18 protein-coding genes and 1 tRNA gene are annotated in these 18552 nt (G+C 61.8%); 12 read left to right on the top strand and 7 right to left on the bottom strand.

Translation table 11 applies throughout. The features are described 5' to 3' along the window. The first annotated feature begins 7 nt into the window (after window positions 1-7). The 6 genes from gspN (at window position 8) to greB (ending at window position 6677) form a co-directional block, all read left to right on the top strand. Window positions 8-811 (top strand): type II secretion system protein N, encoded by an 804-nt coding sequence (gene gspN, locus AC1DUR_RS13740; RefSeq protein WP_477719528.1) that lies wholly within the window; start codon window positions 8-10, stop codon window positions 809-811. Between the two features lie 5 nt (window positions 812-816). Continuing rightward, window positions 817-3060, top strand: a complete 2244-nt coding sequence (gene gspD / locus AC1DUR_RS13745; RefSeq protein ID WP_477719529.1) for a type II secretion system secretin GspD — start codon at window positions 817-819, stop codon at window positions 3058-3060. Window positions 3061-3094: 34 nt separating this feature from the next. Further along, a complete protein-coding gene (gene gspE / locus AC1DUR_RS13750) occupies window positions 3095-4519 on the top strand; it encodes a type II secretion system ATPase GspE (RefSeq protein ID WP_477719530.1) in 1425 nt (474 codons plus the stop codon). Window positions 4520-4553: 34 nt separating this feature from the next. Beyond that, a complete protein-coding gene (gene gspF / locus AC1DUR_RS13755) occupies window positions 4554-5786 on the top strand; it encodes a type II secretion system inner membrane protein GspF (RefSeq protein WP_477719531.1) in 1233 nt (410 codons plus the stop codon). A 136-nt stretch (window positions 5787-5922) separates the two neighbouring features. Further along, a tRNA-Arg gene (locus tag AC1DUR_RS13760) sits at window positions 5923-5999 on the top strand. Between the two features lie 105 nt (window positions 6000-6104). Continuing rightward, the gene (gene greB, locus AC1DUR_RS13765) at window positions 6105-6677 is read left to right on the top strand and encodes a transcription elongation factor GreB (RefSeq protein WP_477719532.1); all 573 of its coding nucleotides are present in this window, start codon (window positions 6105-6107) and stop codon (window positions 6675-6677) included. A 270-nt stretch (window positions 6678-6947) separates the two neighbouring features. Here greB and AC1DUR_RS13770 read toward each other — a convergent pair whose 3' ends face one another. The 4 genes from AC1DUR_RS13770 to AC1DUR_RS13785 all read right to left on the bottom strand — a co-directional run bounded on the left by AC1DUR_RS13770 (window position 6948) and on the right by AC1DUR_RS13785 (window position 11162). Beyond that, window positions 6948-9194 carry a RelA/SpoT family protein gene (locus AC1DUR_RS13770; protein ID WP_477719533.1) on the bottom strand — a complete coding sequence of 749 codons (2247 nt, stop codon included), beginning with the start codon at window positions 9192-9194 and terminating at the stop codon, window positions 6948-6950. A gap of 118 nt (window positions 9195-9312) precedes the next feature. Continuing rightward, on the bottom strand, window positions 9313-9516 hold the full coding sequence (gene rpoZ, locus AC1DUR_RS13775) for a DNA-directed RNA polymerase subunit omega (RefSeq protein ID WP_096662930.1): 204 nt from the start codon (window positions 9514-9516) through the stop codon (window positions 9313-9315). Between the two features lie 41 nt (window positions 9517-9557). Beyond that, window positions 9558-10178 (bottom strand): guanylate kinase, encoded by a 621-nt coding sequence (gmk, locus tag AC1DUR_RS13780; protein WP_477719534.1) that lies wholly within the window; start codon window positions 10176-10178, stop codon window positions 9558-9560. Between the two features lie 66 nt (window positions 10179-10244). Next, window positions 10245-11162 (bottom strand): YicC/YloC family endoribonuclease, encoded by a 918-nt coding sequence (locus AC1DUR_RS13785; RefSeq protein WP_477719535.1) that lies wholly within the window; start codon window positions 11160-11162, stop codon window positions 10245-10247. Window positions 11163-11231: 69 nt separating this feature from the next. Between AC1DUR_RS13785 and AC1DUR_RS13790 the strand changes: the two genes are divergently transcribed. From AC1DUR_RS13790 to AC1DUR_RS13815, 6 genes are all read left to right on the top strand, one after another. After that, on the top strand, window positions 11232-12239 hold the full coding sequence (locus tag AC1DUR_RS13790) for a serine/threonine protein kinase (protein ID WP_477719536.1): 1008 nt from the start codon (window positions 11232-11234) through the stop codon (window positions 12237-12239). Continuing rightward, window positions 12236-13138, top strand: a complete 903-nt coding sequence (locus tag AC1DUR_RS13795) for a PP2C family protein-serine/threonine phosphatase (RefSeq protein ID WP_477719537.1) — start codon at window positions 12236-12238, stop codon at window positions 13136-13138. The genes AC1DUR_RS13790 and AC1DUR_RS13795 overlap by 4 nt, the downstream gene beginning before the upstream one ends. Window positions 13139-13283: 145 nt before the next feature. Then, window positions 13284-14012: a ribonuclease PH gene (gene rph / locus AC1DUR_RS13800; protein ID WP_477719538.1), complete on the top strand. Its 729-nt coding sequence runs from the start codon at window positions 13284-13286 to the stop codon at window positions 14010-14012. Between the two features lie 45 nt (window positions 14013-14057). After that, the gene (gene rdgB, locus AC1DUR_RS13805) at window positions 14058-14660 is read left to right on the top strand and encodes an RdgB/HAM1 family non-canonical purine NTP pyrophosphatase (protein ID WP_477719551.1); all 603 of its coding nucleotides are present in this window, start codon (window positions 14058-14060) and stop codon (window positions 14658-14660) included. Between the two features lie 178 nt (window positions 14661-14838). Further along, window positions 14839-15999, top strand: coding sequence for a radical SAM family heme chaperone HemW (gene hemW / locus AC1DUR_RS13810; RefSeq protein WP_477719552.1), 1161 nt, complete (start codon window positions 14839-14841; stop codon window positions 15997-15999). A 35-nt stretch (window positions 16000-16034) separates the two neighbouring features. Next, a complete protein-coding gene (locus AC1DUR_RS13815; RefSeq protein ID WP_477719539.1) occupies window positions 16035-16253 on the top strand; it encodes a hypothetical protein in 219 nt (72 codons plus the stop codon). A 252-nt stretch (window positions 16254-16505) separates the two neighbouring features. On the opposite strand, the gene AC1DUR_RS13820 is transcribed toward AC1DUR_RS13815, so the two are convergent. The 3 genes from AC1DUR_RS13820 to AC1DUR_RS13830 form a co-directional block, all read right to left on the bottom strand. Further along, window positions 16506-16829 carry an I78 family peptidase inhibitor gene (locus tag AC1DUR_RS13820; protein WP_477719540.1) on the bottom strand — a complete coding sequence of 108 codons (324 nt, stop codon included), beginning with the start codon at window positions 16827-16829 and terminating at the stop codon, window positions 16506-16508. After that, complete coding sequence (locus AC1DUR_RS13825) at window positions 16819-17295, bottom strand: hypothetical protein (RefSeq protein ID WP_477719541.1); 477 nt, start codon at window positions 17293-17295, stop codon at window positions 16819-16821. Before AC1DUR_RS13825 ends, AC1DUR_RS13820 begins: the two co-directional genes overlap by 11 nt. A 463-nt stretch (window positions 17296-17758) precedes the next feature. Beyond that, entirely contained in the window at window positions 17759-17959 is a 201-nt protein-coding gene (locus tag AC1DUR_RS13830) for a hypothetical protein (protein ID WP_477719542.1), read from the bottom strand. Window positions 17960-18552: the final 593 nt, after the last annotated feature.

Raw genomic sequence — 18552 nt, forward strand, 5'->3', positions numbered from 1 at the left:
CCCCACCGTGTTGCGCCCCCGAGCTTCCTCCCGCCATCCTGCCGAAGTTGCACCATGGCGCTGGGCGCTTTCGGGCGCCTTGATCGGGTTGGTTACGGCTTTACTCGTGTACGCGCCGGCGGCCTGGCTGGCTGCGGCCGTGTCCGGGGCCACCTTGGGGCGGGTTGAATTGATTGAGGCGCGCGGTACGGTCTGGACCGGTTCGGCCAGGCTGCTGCTGACGGGGGGTGCCGGCAGCCGCGACAGCGCTATTCTGCCGGGGCGTGTGGACTGGCATCTGCGTCCCAGCTTGTTGGCCCTGAACCTGCAAGTGACCGCCGACTGCTGCACGCCCACGCCGCTGCGGGGGCGACTGGCCCCGCGCCGGGGCGGGGTGATCCTGCAGGTGGCCGATGGCGCAACGCAATGGCCGGCGGCCATCCTGGCGGGGTTGGGTACCCCCTGGAACACCGTACAGGCCGAGGGCAGCCTGCGGCTCGTAACGCAAAACCTTTCCCTGGAATGGACTGGAGGCCGGACGGCGGTGTCGGGGCGCGCGGAGCTGACGGCGCTGAGCCTGTCGTCGCGCCTGTCTACCCTCAAACCCATGGGGAGTTACCGCATGACCCTCATCGGAGGTAACACAACCTCACTGGAACTTGCTACGCTCGAGGGAAACCTGCAATTAAGTGGCAATGGGCGCTGGGTGGGTTCACATCTGCGTTTTGAGGGGGTTGCCAGCGCCCAGCCTGAGCATGAAGCGGCACTGGCCAACCTGCTGAACATCATCGGGCGCCGTGACGGTAGTCGTTCCATCATTACCTGGGGTTAAGAAGTATGACAAACATCCAGACCCAAGCCCATGTGCTCTCAACCCTGGCCACATTGCCCAGGTTTCCGATCGCTGTCGTTTCGATTGCGGCTTGTGTTCTTTTTGCAGGGGATGGAAGGCCATTGCATGCCCAAACACCGCGAACCAGCCCGGCGCCGGGCAATGGCGCAACGCGGCCGGGCGGCCCGGTCACCCTGAATTTTGCCAACGCGGAAATCGAAGCCGTGGCACGCACCATGGCGGTCATTACCGGCCGCAATGTGGTGGTGGATCCGCGTGTCAAGGGCACGATGACGCTGGTGACCACCTCGCCGGTGACGCCGGCGCAGGCGCTGCGGCAGTTTTCCGCGCAATTGCGGACGCAGGGCTTCGCGCTGGTGGAGTCCGCCGGCCTGTACCTCGTGGTGCCGGAGGCGGATGCCAAGCTGCAAAGCGGCACCGTGTCCGCCGGTCGCGTGCCGCCCGCGAGCGGGCAGATCCTCACCCAGATTTTCCGGCTCAATCACGAGACGGCCAACAATCTGGTGCCGGTATTGCGCCCGTTGATCAGCCCGAACAACACCATCAATGTGAACCCGGGGAACAATTCGCTGATCATCACTGATTACGCCGACAACCTGCAGCGCATCGGCACCATCATCGCGGCCCTCGATGTGGCGAATGCCACGGGCGTGGAGGTCATCCGCCTGCAGCACGCCATCGCCACCGACCTGGCACCGCTGGTTTCCCGCCTTATCGACTCCGCAGGCCCCGGGGGCGTCGTTCCGGGCCAGGCCGACACGTCCTTCAGGACGACGCTGTTGGCCGAACCGCGCAGCAACTCGCTGATCGTGCGCGCCGCCAATCCGGCGCGCCTGGCGTTGGTCAGGACGCTGGTGGAAAGGCTCGATCAGGCTGCGCTCGGTGCTACCAGCGCGGATCCTGCCAGCGGCAATATTTATGTGGTTTACCTGAAGAACGCCGATGCCACCAAGCTGGCGACCACCTTGCGGGCCGCCATGGCGGCAAACACCCTCGGCGCCATTGCGGCGGGCCCCGTGGTAACCGGTGCCCCGCTGCCTGGTCCCGGATCAGTCGTAGCGGCAGGCGCCGCAACCGCCACCCTCACCAGCAGCCAGCCATCCACCGGCGGGCAGATCCAGGCCGACCCGTCCACCAACTCATTGATCATCACCGCGCCCGAGCCGCTATATCGCCAGCTGCGTGCGGTGATCGACAAACTTGACGCGCGGCGCGCCCAGGTCTTCGTTGAAAGCCTGATCGCCGAGGTCAATGCCGACAAGGCTGCCGAGTTTGGCATCCAGTTCCAGGGCGCGCTGGGTAAAAAGGGCGACAACAACATTGGCCTGCTGGGTACCAACTTCAACGTCGGCGGGACCAATATCATCACCCTCGCCACCCAGGCTGCCGCCGGCGTCATCGCGCCGTCCACGGGGGCCAACCTTGGCGTGGCGCACCTGACCAACGGCGTGTATGTGCTGGGATTCCTGGCGCGATTCCTGGAGGCCAACGGCGCCGGCAATATCCTTTCGACTCCCAACCTGCTGACGCTGGACAACGAGGAGGCGCGTATCGTGATTGGTCAGAACGTGCCGTTTATCACCGGCCAGTACACCAACGCCAACACCAGTGCCGGTTCAGTCAATCCGTTCCAGACCATCGAACGAAAAGATGTGGGCCTGACGCTGCGGGTAAAACCCCAGATCAGTGAAAACGGCACCGTGAAAATGCAGATCTTCCAGGAAGTCAGCAGCGTGCAGCCTTCATCGATCAACTCCGCAACCGGCCTGATCACCAACAAGCGATCGATCGAGTCCAACGTGCTGGTGGATGATGGCGCCATCGTGGTGCTGGGTGGCCTGCTGCAGGACGAATACTCGGGAAACGTGGAAAAAGTGCCGGGCCTGGGTGATATTCCGATACTGGGTCACCTGTTCAAGGGGGAGACACGCTCGCGCAAAAAGACCAACCTGATGGTGTTCCTGCGGCCGGTGGTGGTACGCGATGCGCCGTCCACCGAAAGCCTGTCCATGGACCGCTATGACCTGATGCGAGCCGCGCAAAAAGATGCCCAGCCCGCGTCCAGCGTGGTGGTGCCTGTCAATGAGTCAGCGGTGCTGCCGCCGCTGCGTCCGGCTGCCGCAAGCTCCGTCGTGCCGCCTGCCGCACCACCAGAGGCACCGCCGGCAGTGCCGACTCTTACCCCGCGGCCCGTCGCAACCCCGCCCGTACCCGCCCGGGGCCAGTAAACCCGGACCAGTAAACCCGGACCAGTAAACCCCTATGCGCTACCCATTGCCTTACGCCTTTGCCCGCAGCAATACCCTGCTACTGGAAGACGATGGCCATGCGCTGACGCTGTGGCATCCGGCCCGGCCCGACCCTGCGGCCCTGGGTGAAGTGATGCGCAAGTTCGCGGCGCACAGCCCCGCGCTGGTCCTGCAGTGCGCTGACGCGGGAACCTTGACCCAGCGCATCAGCGCCGCCTATGCGGCAGGGGAGTCGAGCGCGGCCGCCGTGGTGAGCGAAGTGGAGTCCGACGCCGACCTGTCGCGCATCATGCAGGAGTTGCCGGCTGTCGAGGATCTGCTGGAAACGTCCGATGACGCGCCCATCATCCGCATGCTCAATGCGCTGCTGACACAGGCCGCGCGCGACGGCGCGAGCGACATCCATATCGAGCCTTACGAGCGGCATTCGAGTGTGCGTTTTCGCGTGGACGGCACCCTGCGCGAAGTCGTGCAGCCCAACCGGGCGCTGCACGCCGCGCTGATCTCGCGCCTGAAGATCATGGCGGACCTGGACATCTCGGAAAAACGCCTTCCGCAGGATGGCCGTATCAGCCTGCGCATTGGCACGCGGGCGGTGGACGTGCGGGTGAGCACCTTGCCCAGCGCCCACGGTGAGCGCGCCGTGCTGCGCCTGCTGGACAAGAGCGAGAGCAAGCTGAGCCTGGAATCGGTCGGCATGCAGGGCGATGTACTTCGCCGCTTCGAGCACCTGATTGCCCAGCCGCACGGCATCATCCTGGTCACCGGCCCCACGGGTTCGGGCAAGACCACCACGCTCTACGCCGCCTTGCAGCGGCTCGATGCCGGCGTCAGCAACATCATGACGGTCGAAGATCCCATTGAGTACGAGCTTCCGGGCATCGGGCAGACGCAGGTCAATTCAAAGATAGACCTGAGCTTTGCCAAGGCGCTGCGCGCCATCCTGCGGCAGGACCCGGACGTGATCATGATTGGTGAGATCCGGGATTTCGAGACCGCGCAGATCGCCATACAGGCCTCCCTGACCGGCCACCTGGTGCTGGCCACGCTGCACACCAATGATGCGTCCAGCGCCGTGACGCGCCTGACCGATATCGGTGTGGAACCTTTCCTGCTGAGTTCGTCCCTGCTCGGCGTGCTGGCACAGCGGCTGGTGCGCAAGCGGTGCACCTACTGCCACGCTTCTTCGGCAGGGTCGGGCCTGGCTGCCGGCTGCGAGCATTGCGGCTATACCGGTTACGCGGGCCGCACGGGCGTCTTTGAGTTGCTGGTGACCGATGACGCTGTTCGCGCCCAGATTCACAGCCGCGCGTCCGAAGCAGAGATTCGCGCGGCCGCGCTGCAGGCGGGCATGATGCTGATGCGCGACGACGGTGAGCGGCTGGTCACCGCCGGCGTCACCTCGCGCGAGGAGTTGCTGCGCGTGACCCCCGACTGAACCCGCGCCGGCCCGAACACTGCGCCAAGCCATCATGCCCGCCTATTCTTTTGAGGCCATGCAGAACGACGGCAAGCTCCGCCGGGGGGTGATCGAGGCTGACACGGCCAAGGCAGCGCGCGGCCTGCTGCGCACGCAGGCGCTGGTGCCACTGGTTGTCGAGCCGGTGAGCGGCAGCGCTGGCCCGGGTATCACCCGTTCGTTGCTGCAGACGCCCTTGTTTGGCGGCCGCGTCTTCAATACCGCGAACCTGACGATCTGGACGCGCCAGCTCGCCGGGCTGGTTTCCTCCGGCCTGCCACTGGAACGTGCGCTGACCGCCCTGACCGATGAAACCGAGGACGAGAAGCAGCGCAACGTGGTGGCCGCCCTGCGTGCCGAGGTGAATGGCGGGGCGAGCTTTGCCCGGGCGCTGTCGCATCACCCCGGCGAATTCTCTGCGATCTATATCGCCGTCATCGGCGCAGGGGAGCAAACCGGCCATCTGGGCCTGGTGCTTGAACGTCTGGCCGACGATCTGGAGGAACGCCAGACGCTCAAGTCCAAACTCATAGGCGCGGCGCTGTACCCGGCGATCGTGACGCTGGTGGCCATCGTGATCGTGATGTTCCTGGTCGGCTACGTGGTGCCGCAGGTGGCCAGCGTTTTCGCAGGCACCAAGCGCGCGCTGCCTTTCCTCACCGTGGCCATGCTGGCCCTCAGCGACTTTGTGCGCAGTTATGGATGGGCGCTGCTGGGTGCTCTTGTTTTGTTCGTGACGAGTATCCGTCTGGCCTTGAGAAACGAAGGCTTCCGCGAGAAATTCGACGCCAGAACCCTGACCCTGCCGCTGGTCGGACGCCTCTCGCGCGACTACAACGCGGCGCGCTTTGCCAGCACACTGGCCATGCTTGCCGGCGCGGGTGTGCCCATTCTCAAGGCCTTGCAAGCAGCTGCCGAAACCCTGTCCAACCGTGCCATGCGCGCCGACGCGCTCGACGCACTCCTGCTGGTGCGCGAGGGCGCCCCGCTGGCCTCGGCGTTGGCGCAGAAAAAACGCTTCCCCGGCCTGGTGAGCATGTTTGCGCGCCTGGGCGAGCAGACGGGCCAGTTGCCCGTGATGCTGCAGCGCGCCGCCCTGCAGCTGTCCAACGAAGTGCAGCGGCGCGCGATGGCACTGGCCACCATCCTGGAGCCCCTGCTCATTGTGGCGATGGGGCTGGTGGTCATGCTGATTGTGCTGGCGGTGCTACTGCCGATTATTCAGCTCAACCAGTTCGTGAAATGAGTGGCATGAGCGATATGAGCGATTGAGTTTCGGCTGCGGTCCCGGACGCCTGCCGGGGGGCGACGGGTGGTTTTTAAACAAGTTACGCAGCACGGCCTCAAAGCACGCATTTGGCCATGCTATAATCTTAAGCTACGCGGCTGTAGCTCAGTTGGATAGAGTACTTGGCTACGAACCAAGGGGTCGTGGGTTCAATTCCTGCCAGCCGCACCAAAAACGGAAGCCTGCAACGAAAGTTGCAGGCTTTTTCGTTTTTTCGCCGGTCATTTTTGCCGTGGATCAACGGCCTCAGCGCCTCAGTGCTATTCTGGTTAAGCCATGAGCAAAGCTTTTACCCGGGAAACCGAACAGGACGACGAAGACCTGGCGCTTCCGCCCCTGCCTGCGGGCGGCAAGAATTACATCACGCCGGTGGGTTACGAGCGCCTGCGCGCCGAATTGCTCGACCTGATCGACAACGAGCGCCCCAAGGTCGTGGAGATTGTTCACTGGGCTGCCAGCAACGGTGACCGGTCCGAAAACGGGGACTACCACTATGGCAAAAAACGTCTGCGCGAGATTGACCGGCGCATCCGGTTTTTGACGCAAAGGCTGGAAATCGCCGAGATCAGCAACCCTTCCATCCATCACGGTAGCGACCAGGTGTTTTTTGGCGCCACCGTGACCTATGCCGATGACCGGGGTGAGGAACGCACCGTCACCATTCTAGGGATTGATGAAGCCAACAGCGCCTTGGGCCAAATCAGCTGGATTTCTCCGGCGGCGAGGGCGCTGCTCAAATCACGGGTGGGTGATGAAGTGAACCTGGTCACACCCCAGGGCCTGCAGGTGCTCGAGGTACTGAAGGTGGACTATCCAGCTCCCGATGCCCGCGAGGATCTCAAGCAGTAAAAGGCCGAAGCGTTACCCCTGCAATTCCACATCGAGGCCACAGAGCTACACGCAGTGAGCGAACGTAGGGCCCCAATAGCCAGAAATGGTAACTCCAGCCCAGCAAGGGCCGCGGCTACACGCAGTGAGCAAGCGTGGGGGCCCTAACCGCCAGAAGTGGCAGCTCTCCAACCCAGCAGGGGCCGCGGAACCGGCTCAGCCGGGCCGCAGGCGCAGCGGCCCCCTCGGGGGGCAGCGGCTACACGAAGTGAGCAAGCGTGGGGGCCAATTTCATCCTGATGACTTGGCGCGCTGCACCCGCAGCACGGAGGGGGTGCGCTTGACACTGCGCAGGGCCGATGCCAGGTGAATCCGGTCCCGTACGGCCACCCCAAAGCGCAGGTCGGTCGCATCCTGCGCAGCTTCCTGCCCCATATCAACATGCGTGATGTCGGCTTCGGCACTGGCCAGCGCGGCGGCCACGCGCGCCAGAACCCCTTTGCCATTGGCCACCGTGACCAGAAGATTGGTCTCAAAAGTACGCACGGGTTCGTCTGACCAGTCCACGGCAATGAAGCGCTCGCTGTCGCGGTGCTGCAGGCGCTTGGCCACGGCGCAGTCGTCGGTATGCACCACCAGCCCTTCACCCCGGCCAAGGTAGCCGACGATGCCATCGCCCGGGATAGGGCGGCAACACGGTGCGAACTGCACGGAGGCGCCTTCACTGCCATCGATCAGCAGCGCGCCCTGCGATACCGACTCATGGGAGGTATAGCGTTCACGGCTCATCAGCAATGCGTCGGGTTTTTCACCAGTTTCGGCCAGCAGAGTCACGATGCGCTTGGCCACCATGGTTGCGATACGCTTGCCCAGCCCGATGTCGGTGAGCAGGTCCGCGCGTGAACGGTTGCCGGTAAAGCGCAGGATTTTTTCCCAGGTCGCCTGATGGGCCTCGTCGTCCTCGGGAAGGCGTTCCCGTTCTATGCCTTCGGCGCGCAGCGCCTGCGCCAGCATTTTTTCACCCAGCTCCTGCGATTCCGCCAGCGCCATGGTTTTGAGGTGATGGCGTATTTTGGAGCGGGCCTTGCCGGTGCGCACAAAGCTGAGCCAGCCCGGATTGGGACTGGAGACCGAGGCCGTGATGATTTCGATCACGTCGCCGTTATGCAGCTCGGAGCGCAGGGGGACCTGCTCGCCATTGACCTTGGCTGCTACGGCGCGGTGCCCGACATCACTGTGGATGGCGTAGGCGAAGTCCACAATGGTTGCGCCCCGCGGCATGGCCATGATCTGGCTCTTGGGCGTGAACACGTAGACCGCTTCGGGAAACAGGTCAATCTTGACGTGGTCCCAAAACTCGGCGGCGTCGCGTGTTTCGTGCTGGATATCCAGCAGGGACTGCAGCCATTGCGCGCCCAGGCGCTGCGAGGCATCGCTCTCGGGGGCGGTCGCCTTGTAGAGCCAGTGCGCGGCCACACCCGACTCAGCCACCACATGCATGGCGTCGGTACGCATCTGGAACTCGATATTGGTTCCAAACGGACCGACCAGCGTGGTATGCAGCGACTGGTAGCCATTGATTTTCGGAATCGCGATGTAGTCCTTGAATTTTCCGGGCAGCGGCTTGTACAGCTGGTGTAAAACACCCATGGCCGTGTAGCAGGCGGTCAGGTCCTTCACGATCACCCGAAAGCCGTAGAGGTCGGTGACCTGGGCGAAGGACAGGTGTTTCTCGTCCATCTTGCGGTAGATGGAATACAGCGTCTTCTCGCGCCCCGAGATGAGCACAGGCACCTGCGCGCTGGCAAAGGCCGACTCGACCTCGCCCTGCACCCGCTTGATCACGTCGCGCCGGCGGCCGCGGGCCTTTTGCAGCGCCTTGGTCAGGGTGGCGTAGCGCCAGGGGTGCAGGTGCTGGAAGGACAGGTCCTGCAGCTCGCGGTAGGTGGTATTCAGGCCCAGGCGGTGGGCGATGGGCGCGTAGATGTCCAGGGTTTCGCGCGAGATCCGGGTCCACTTGGCGCGCGGGACGTCGCCCAGCGTGCGCATATTGTGGCTGCGGTCGGCCAGCTTGATCAGAATGACGCGTACATCGCGCGCCATGGCCAGCAGCATTTTCCGGAACGACTCGGCCTGGTTTTCCTCGCGGGTATTGAATTCCAGCTTTTCCAGCTTGGTCAGGCCGTCCACCAGCTCGGCCACGGGCGCTCCGAAGCGCTCGATCAGTTCGGGCTTGGTGACCCCGCAATCTTCAATGGCATCGTGCAGCAGCGCCGCCATCAGCGCCTGGGCGTCCAGTTTCCACTCCGCGCACTGCTGGGCAACGGCAATGGGGTGGGTGATGTAGGGTTCGCCGCTGTTGCGCAACTGGCCCAGGTGGGCCTCATCGGCGAAGCGGTAAGCCCGCCGGACATTGTCGATATCCGCAGCGCTCAGGTAATCGAGCCCGGCCATGAGCGCAGCGAAGCTGGCCGCGGCAGCATTGGCGGCGGCCGGGGTTGACTTGCTGGAAACGACGGGCAAAACCATGGCACTCATGCCTTAAATGTATCGCGGCATGAATAAAACGTGAAAAAAACGGATTTTACGGCGTCCAAAACGAAAAAAGCACCGGGTTACGGTGCTTTCAACAAGGGCTCAGTACGGACCCAGAGACTCAGCTAGGCACTTTTTTCAGCATTTCCAGGCCGATCTTGCCCTCTGCAATCTCGCGCAGGGCCGTGACGCCGGGCTTGTTCTTGCTTTCGATCTTGGGGGCATGCCCCTGGCTGAGCATGCGGGCGCGGTAGGTGGCGGCCAAAACCAGCTGGAAGCGATTGGGGATTTTTTCGAGGCAGTCTTCGACGGTAATGCGGGCCATGGTGATCTCCGGTGTGATCGATAAAAGAGGACGTAAGACTTTTAAGGAATTTGAAGGGCCCTGAAAGTCTCGGCGCGAGCGCGTCGCTGGGCCGAAAACTTGAGCCGCTGGGCATGAACAATGGTTTTCAGGTCGAAAACTGCCCGCTCAAATAACTCGTTGATTATAACGAAGTCGAATTCCCGGGCTTGAGCCATCTCGGTGGCGGCATTTTTCAGCCTCAATTCGATGACTTCGGCGCTGTCTTCGCCACGCCGTTGCAGGCGGGAGCGCAATTCCTCCCAACTGGGGGGGAGGATGAAAATCAGCACGGCATTCGAGAAAATCCGCTTGATGTTGATGGCGCCCTGGAAATCAATCTCCAGAATCACGTCTGTACCGTGCGCGATTCGCTCTTCAATGGCCTGGCGCGAGGTGCCGTAACGGTGCCCGTGCACATGCGCCCATTCCAGAAACGCATCGCGCTGCACCATGCCGTCAAACTCTTCCGGCGACAGGAAAAAGTACTCCCGGCCATGCTTTTCCTGCCCGCGCGGCGGCCGGGTGGTGTGCGAAACGGCGGGCTGGATGGCTGAATCCAGTTCCATCAGGGCCTTCACCAGGCTGGACTTGCCCGCACCACTGGGGGCGGCTACAACAAACAGGTTTCCAGGGTAGTCCATGTTCAGTGGGCGTTGATCGCTATTAATCTGGTAGTGAGTAGTAAGTTGAGTGATTGTCGCTCAGGGTCACTCGATGTTCTGGACCTGTTCGCGGATCTGCTCGATCAGCACTTTCATGTCCACGGAAATACGGGTCAGTTCCAGGGATGCGGATTTGGAACCCAGGGTATTGGCTTCGCGGTGCAGTTCCTGGATCAGGAAGTCCAGGCGCTTGCCAAGTTCGCCGCCGCTGGCGAGCAGCCGGTCGATTTCATCCAGGTGGGACGACAGGCGGGTGATTTCCTCGGCCACGTCAATCCGGATGGCGAAGGCCGTGGCTTCGGTCAGGGCCCTGTCCTGGGCGATTTCCGGCAGCGTGGTGCTGTCGGACAACGCCATGGCCTCTTTCCAGCGTTCCAGAAAACGCGCCTTTTGCTGCTCCACCAGTTTGGGAACCATGGGTACCGCCGCCGCCGCCAGCGCGCGCAGCTGCGCAGTCCGGTCGAGCAGCATGGCCGCCAGGCGCGCGCCCTCGCGCTCCCGGGCGGACATCAGGTCTTTCAGGGCCTTTTTGGACAGCTTGAGCAGCTCTTCACTGAAATCATGCGGTTTTTTGTCCTCGTTGGTGGCGATTCTGAGGACGTCGGCCACGCTGAGGGCCGCGGCCTGTGGCAGCCAGGACTTGATGGTGTCTTCCAGCGAACCCAGGCGCTGCAGCGTCGCCGACGAGGGGGGGCGCAGGCTGCTGGCCGAGGTGCTTTCAAGCGATACCCGCAGTTCCACCTTGCCGCGTTTGAGCTTGCCGGTGAGCAATTCACGCAGGGCCGGCTCCGCCTGGCGCAATTCATCGGGCAGGCGAAAGGCCAGGTCGAGAAAGCGGCTGTTCACCGAACGTATTTCGACACCCAACCGGGAACTGGCCTCCGGGCCGGAATCAGTTTCGGGTCCGGATTGCGCCGCGCTGGACTGCACGGTCGCATAACCCGTCATGCTGTAAACTGACATGTACTTATACGCTTTACTAGAGAGAGAACAAGACTTGGGTGACGTCGTCACCATGGCTCATCCCAAATTATGTCAAAGGTCAAGCCCGCCTCATTGCCACCCGACACCGTGATTGGTGGCTACCGTGTTGTGCGCAAGCTTTCGGCCGGCGGGTTTGGTGTAGTTTACTTGGCTGTTGACAATGAGGGCCAGCAGGTCGCCATCAAGGAGTATCTGCCGTCTTCGCTGGCCAGCCGTTCTCCCGGGGAATTGCTGCCCCAGGTTCAGCCGGACAAGCTCTCGCTGTACCGTCTGGGCCTCAAGAGTTTTTTTGAAGAAGGCCGGGCGCTTGCCCAGATTGCGCACGGCTCGGTGGTGAGCGTGCTGAATTTCTTCCGGGAAAACGAGACCGTCTACATGGTCATGAATTACCTGGAGGGCGGCACCCTGCAAGACTTCATCATCACCGCCCGCGAGCTGAAAAAGCAAAAGGTGTTCCGCGAGTCGACTATCCGGTCGCTGTTTGACGAGATCCTGCGCGGGCTGCGTATCGTGCACCAGCACAAGATGCTGCACCTCGACATCAAGCCGGCCAACATCTTCATCACCGACGACAACCGGGCCGTGATGATCGACTTCGGCGCGGCCCGCGAGGTGTTGAGCAAAGAGGGCAACTTCATCCGGCCCATGTACACCCCCGGTTTTGCCGCCCCGGAAATGTACCGCCGCGATTCGTCGATGGGCCCCTGGACCGATATTTATGCCATTGGCGCCTGTATCTACGCCTCCATGCAGGGCTACCCGCCCAATGACGCACCCCAGCGCCTCGAGAAAGACCGCCTGTCCCTGGCGCTGTCCCGGCTACGGGGCGTTTACTCCGACAACCTGATTGAAGTCGTCGAGTGGTGCATGTCGCTGGACCCGCTGTCCCGGCCTCAGTCCGTGTTTGCCTTGCAAAAGGAGTTGAGCCGGGAAGGTGAGCGTCGTTACACCAAACTCACCGTCAGCGAGAAGGTGCGCCTTCAGTTTGACAACATCGTGTCCGATACCAAAAAAACCGCGCGTAAGGCCACTGGCTTTGCGACCAAACTCAAATGAAATTCTCCGTGTTTCAGGTTAGCCGCAAGGGCGGGCGCGAGAAGAACGAAGACCGCATGGGCTATTGCTACACGCGCGAATCGGGCTTGTTTGTCCTGGCCGACGGCATGGGTGGCCATCCCGACGGCGAGGTGGCGGCCCAACTGGCACTGCAGACCATTTCCGCGCTGTACCAGCAGGACGCGCGTCCCACGATCCCGGACACCACCGAGTTCCTGTCGACCGCCCTGATGGCGGCCCATCACCAGATCATTCGCTATGCCAGTGAAAAAGGCATGCTCGACACGCCCCGGACCACCCTGGTGGCCGCCATTTTGCAGGGCGACGGGGCTACATGGGTGCATTGCGGCGACTCCCGCCTGTACGTCGTGCGGGATGGCGAGTTGCTGACGCGCACCCGTGATCACTCCTATCTTGAGCAGCAGAGCGCCGGGGCGATCAGGTTTGAGCGCATCAACCGCAACATCCTCTTTACCTGCCTGGGCTCGCCGACCAAGCCCGTCTTTGACATCGCCGGCCCCGTCACGCTGCAGCAGGGCGACAAGCTGCTGCTGTGTTCCGATGGGCTGTGGGGCAGCCTGAGTGATGACGAAATTGTCCGCCAGCTGTCCGCCAAAGGCGTGTCCGATGCGGTGCCAGACCTCGTGGAAAGCGCCTTGCGTGCCGGTGGAGAGCAGAGCGACAACGTGACCGTTCTGGCCATGGAGTGGGAAACGCCGGATGCGTTTGAATCCACCCGGGGTGTTTCTACAGACAGCATCATGGACGGGGTGTTCGCCTCCACCATTCAGGCAGGCCTGATGGACTCGGTGGTTGACGACCTTGACGAAGCCACGATCGAGAAATCGATTGCAGAAATCAACGAGGCCATCCGCCGCTCGGCTGCCAAAAAAGCCTGAGATTCCGGTGCGAAGGCCCGCGTGCCATTGAGCAGCCTTGAGCGGTCCATCGCGCTCTTTTCCTCCTTTCCCAGTTACTTCTTCGCTTCCCCTTTTTATTCCATTCTTCCGTTCACCCGGCGTTTCCGCCAGAAAGCCATCCACCATGAGTCAGTTTGTCAGAGTCGACGCGCGTGCTGCCGACGCCCTGCGTCCGGTGCGCATTACCCGCCACTACACCGCGTATGCCGAAGGGTCTGTGCTGATTGAGTTCGGCGGCACCAAGGTGCTGTGCACAGCATCCGTCGAGGAGAAAGTGCCGGGCCATAAAAAAGGCAGCGGCGAGGGCTGGGTGACCGCCGAATACGGCATGCTGCCGCGCGCCACGCATACCCGCAGCGACCGCGAAGCCGCGCGCGGCAAGCAGAGCGGCCGCACCCAGGAAATCCAGCGCCTGATCGGCAGGTCCATGCGCTCCGTGTTTGACCTGAAAAAACTGGGCGAACGAACCATTCACCTCGATTGCGACGTGATTCAGGCCGACGGAGGCACCCGCACGGCCAGCATCACCGGCGCCTTTGTGGCCGCGCAGGATGCGGTCAATCAGTTGCTGGCCCTCGGCAAGCTTCAGGAAACCCCGATCCTCGACCACGTGGCGGCCATTTCGGTGGGCATTGTGCAGGGCACGCCCCTGCTCGACCTGGAATACACCGAAGACTCGGCCTGTGATACCGACATGAACGTCGTCATGACCGGCGCGGGCAACTACGTGGAGGTGCAGGGCACGGCGGAAGGCGCCGCTTTTTCGCGCAAGGAAATGGACGCGCTGCTGGTGCTGGCTGAAAAAGGCATCGCCGAGCTGGTTGGGCTGCAGAAGAAATCGCTATTAAATTAATAGCTTATTGGCCCCGTAAAATAAGGGGTAAAGTTACTTTTCATGATGAAAATCGTTCTGGCATCCAACAACACCGGCAAGCTCGCCGAGCTGCAGGCCATGCTCGTGCCGCTCGGCGTGGAGCTGCTGCGCCAGGCTGACTTGAACATCCCCGAGGCGGAGGAGCCGTTCCGCACCTTTGTGGAAAACGCGCTTGCCAAAGCCCGCCACGCGTCCAGGCTGAGCGGACTGCCGGCGCTGGCAGACGACGCCGGCTTGTGCGTGGACGCCTTTGGTGGCCTGCCGGGCGTGGACACCGCGTTTTATGCCACGCAGTTTGGCTACGCCAAGGGCGATGACAACAACGTCAGGGCCTTGCTGGAGCAGATGGCCAACATCACCAACCGCCGCGCGGCGCTGGTGAGCACCCTGGTGGCGGTTCGTTCCGAGATGGATCCCGAGCCCTTGATAGCCTGCGGGCGGGTGGCGGGCCTCATTGCCCATGAGCCGGTGGGCAGCAACGGCTTTGGCTTTGACCCGGTCATGTTCATCCCTGAATTCGGCCAGACCTTTGCGCAGTTGCCGGTGGAAGTCAAAAACGCCAACAGCCACCGCGGCCGGGCCACGCGCCAGATGATGGATTTGATGCGCGAGCGGTGGCTGACATGACTCACCCCGTTGCCTGGCGCACTTCGTGTCGCGGCCTCCCCCTCAAGGGGCGACACCAGCGGCCCGGCACAACCGGTTCCGCGGTGTCCGCTGGTCTGAACTGCGACCGTTGCATGGTGCCATCGCTGCTACATGTATCCATTGATATGAGCCGATCGTGAAAGACATTCAGCACTACATGCGCAGCGGTACGCTGCAGCTGGCCGCCTTGCCGCCGCTGTCGTTGTACGTGCATTTGCCGTGGTGCCTCAAGAAGTGCCCCTACTGCGATTTCAATTCACATGAGGTCAGCGGCGAAATGCCCGAGCAGCGCTACCTGGACGCGCTCATGGCCGACCTGGAGGCCGCCCTGCCGCTGGTCTGGGGCCGTACCGTGCACAGCGTCTTTATCGGCGGCGGCACGCCCAGCCTGTTCTCGCCGCAGGCGATTGACCGTCTGCTCGCCGATATTCGCGCCCGGCTCAGGCTGGAGGCGGATTGCGAAATCACGCTGGAGGCTAACCCCGGTACGTTTGAAAAAGACCGCTTCAAGGCCTTTCGCAGCGCCGGGGTAACGCGCTTGTCCGTCGGCGTGCAGAGTTTTGACGACCGCCACCTCAAGGCCCTTGGGCGTGTGCACGACCGCGCCCAGGCGATTGCGGCGGTCGAAGAGGCGGCGCAGGCCTTTGACACCTTCAACCTCGACATCATGTATGCCTTGCCCGGTCAGACGCTGGAAAACCTCGCGCAGGACATGCGGCAGGCGCTTGCGCTGCAGCCGCCGCATATTTCGATTTACCACCTGACCATTGAGCCGAACACCTACTTCGCCAAATTCCCGCCCGCAATTCCGGAAGAAGACACGGCCTATGCCATGCTGGACCAGATCACCGAGATGACCGAAGGCGCCGGGCTGCAACGTTATGAGGTGTCGGCCTATGCCAGGCCCGGCCATCGCTGCTTTCACAACCTCAACTATTGGCAGTTTGGCGACTACCTCGGCATCGGTGCGGGGGCGCACAGCAAGCTCAGCTTCGCGCACAGGGTGGTTCGCCAGGTCCGCTACCGTGAGCCCAAGCTTTACATGGAAAAAGCCCTGGCCGGGGACGCCGTAACGCAGGAAACCGAAGTCAGCCGCGCGGAGTTGCCCTTTGAATTCATGCTCAATGCCCTGCGCTTGAGAGACGGCTTCAAACTCCAGGATTTTTCCGACAAGACCGGGCTGCCTGTCACGGCCATCCAGCAAGGCCTGGAAGAGGGCGAGCGCAAGGGCCTGCTGGAGCGCGACCTTGTCCGCGTGAAGCCGACCGAGCGCGGTTTTGATTTTTTGAACGACTTGCAGTCACTGTTTTTGACGTAGTAAGCCAGCAAGCCAGTAAGCAGCAGCCCGATCTTATGGAAACCACCAACATCATTCTTCTGCTTGTCACCTGTGCCATCAGCTTCGGGCTGGGCCGGACCATCATGCACCTACGCAACAAGAAACGCAGGAAGCAGGCCGAGGAGCAAAAGGCGCAGGCCTTGCGCAACCGGCCCGACGAGCCGGAATCAAAAAACAGGAGCAAACGAAAACGGCAGCTGCAGCAGATGGGTAAAGGCGCAAGAAAGCCCTAGTGTGGTGTTGCACGCTATCTGGCACATAAAAATGCGTCTTTTCGGCCATGGCGGCGTTGCAAATCCGCGCGATACCTACGGGTATCGCTGTGGTTTGCGCCTTGCCCTGACCAAAAATCCATCATTTTTATTTGTGCCATCAAGCATGCAACACCACACTAGCGCCACGAAGCTGCGGTTGGTTGAACCCGATCGAACCCGATCGAACCCGATCGAGCTTGAGTGAGCTGTTACCCGCGCCGGTTCAAGCGCTCAGCCGCAGTTGACGCGGGTCACGCGGCCAGCCTGGTCCACGGCAAGGTTCAGCCGCTCCGCATTGAATTCCATCGTCACGACCTCGTTGGGCCGCAACACCCGCACCGTTCTTGCGCCTGACCGGATGCGCGCATCCTCGGCCAGGGCCGCATCCGCCGAGCGGCCCACGGCAAACTGGGCGGGCGCCGCATTGCAGCGCCGGGAGACAGCCGAAGGTGGCGGCTCCGGCGAACCCGCGGCCCGCGGTGCATCCGCGCAGGCAGCCAGGAGCACCGGCAAGAGCAGGGCGGGCACGGCCGGGCAGAGGCGTTTAATACGCACGATTGGATTCTTTCCGGGTTTGAGGCGAAGGTTCATCCACTGCGGCCACCGTCACGCAGGCTGCCTTGATCACCCGCTCGCTCGGGTTGCCAGGCAGGGACTCAAACCGTACCGGGCGCGCGAAGGGCTTGAACAGCTGCACCCCCAGCGGTGCACCAGAAAAAGCCGGCTGTTTGTAGGCCCGTGACTCCGTGTAATAGGCCGACTTCGTGCGGCAGTCCACCACAATGGGCGCCTCAAAAGACCGGAAGGCCACGCCCTCGGGCGTGCGTTTGACGGCCGCATGGTTGACCCGCACCACCAGCGACTTGAGGCCATCACCCACCTCGACAACCGCAGGGTCGACCTGGACATAGTCCGAATTGGGGTTATCCGCATCACCGGTAATCGTCAGCCAGTCGGCCGCATGCACGGACGCGGCCAACGCAAAAAACATGAAAAACATGGTCAGGACAAGACGTTTCATGGTCTGTATCTCCATCGGGAAGGGGGAAGAGATTGCAGAAAACGCAACCGTGCCAGGGAGGGTTTTCGTTGAGTTGGGGGCACGGCACCAGCCGAGAGCCAGCCGGCCGTGTTGTCTTGAGATTCATTGTGAGCCCTGAAAGGCTCTTTTCCCGCGTGGCGCCGAAGGCTGTGGTGATCAGTTGTAACAGCTTTTGGGGTGATCAGAGCAGCTTCAGAGGGAGTCAAAGCGAACGACAATCCCCGCGAATCACTTCACTACCGTTCGCCTGCGCTTGGTCCTTGGGCTTCGACACTTCGCGACACTTCGACAAGCTCGGGACAGGCCAGGCTCAGTCCGAACGGTGTGGTGCGTCATGAGTGGAAACATCAATAAGTCGTCTGATGGCCAATGGAGGCCGATGGGAGGGCTTATTGATCAAAGGGCTGATGGCGGTGACTTTTTGGTTGTTCCTTCATGACACCTACAGCTGCATCCTCTTCAGGAGAATTGCTTCCGTATCTTCCCGCCATTGCGCGAGTTGCTCAGGAGTTGGCGTAAGACCGATGCCATCCTGGAACTCGATGATTTTTTTCGTCATCGCTTGGTAGCGATCCCGACGCATTGATTCGCCAAGAACCTCTGCCTGTATGGCCTCCCGCAAGTGCTTCAAGGAATCAGACATGGTGAGTCCTAACTCGATTAACGGGATAGTTAATTTATCAAATACCGGCGAGCAAAACTACCTGTTTTTTTATCCATGATGCTCGCCTGAAGACCTTTGATTCATATTGGGAATGACATGTATTAACCCGACCAGTCTCGCGGAGCCACCACTTCAGCCGGTCGGATTGTGACCCACATGCCGGGGGGCCTTCGCTGAATTCAAGCGCCGGATTATTCGGGAACGGTCTATCGCAGGACAGACAGCGGCCATGATGCGGGGTATCAAGTATGGACGGCTGCGATCAATTGGGTACTAAAACCGGGGCATTCGAGCTTACGCTAGCCTGTGAGTTCTTGTATTAAGCGGAATGGCACTTACTTTGGCAGGTTGGCCTTCGGCGACGTGCGTAAGTGCTTGAAAGCAAAGGGAGATGGCTGACCAAAGGGTCGATAGGATGGTTGTTTACGAAGCACCCAAACCATCTTCCCAAAGGCCAGCCACCATGGATCGTAATGCCCAAAGCGTCTTGCATCAACGTTGCAGCAGCATTGGACGCCGGGCGAGATCGACCCAGGCGGTGGAATTCTTCAACGTTCTGACGAGTCCGGAGT

Source organism: Polaromonas sp. P4_F4, assembly GCF_056401355.1.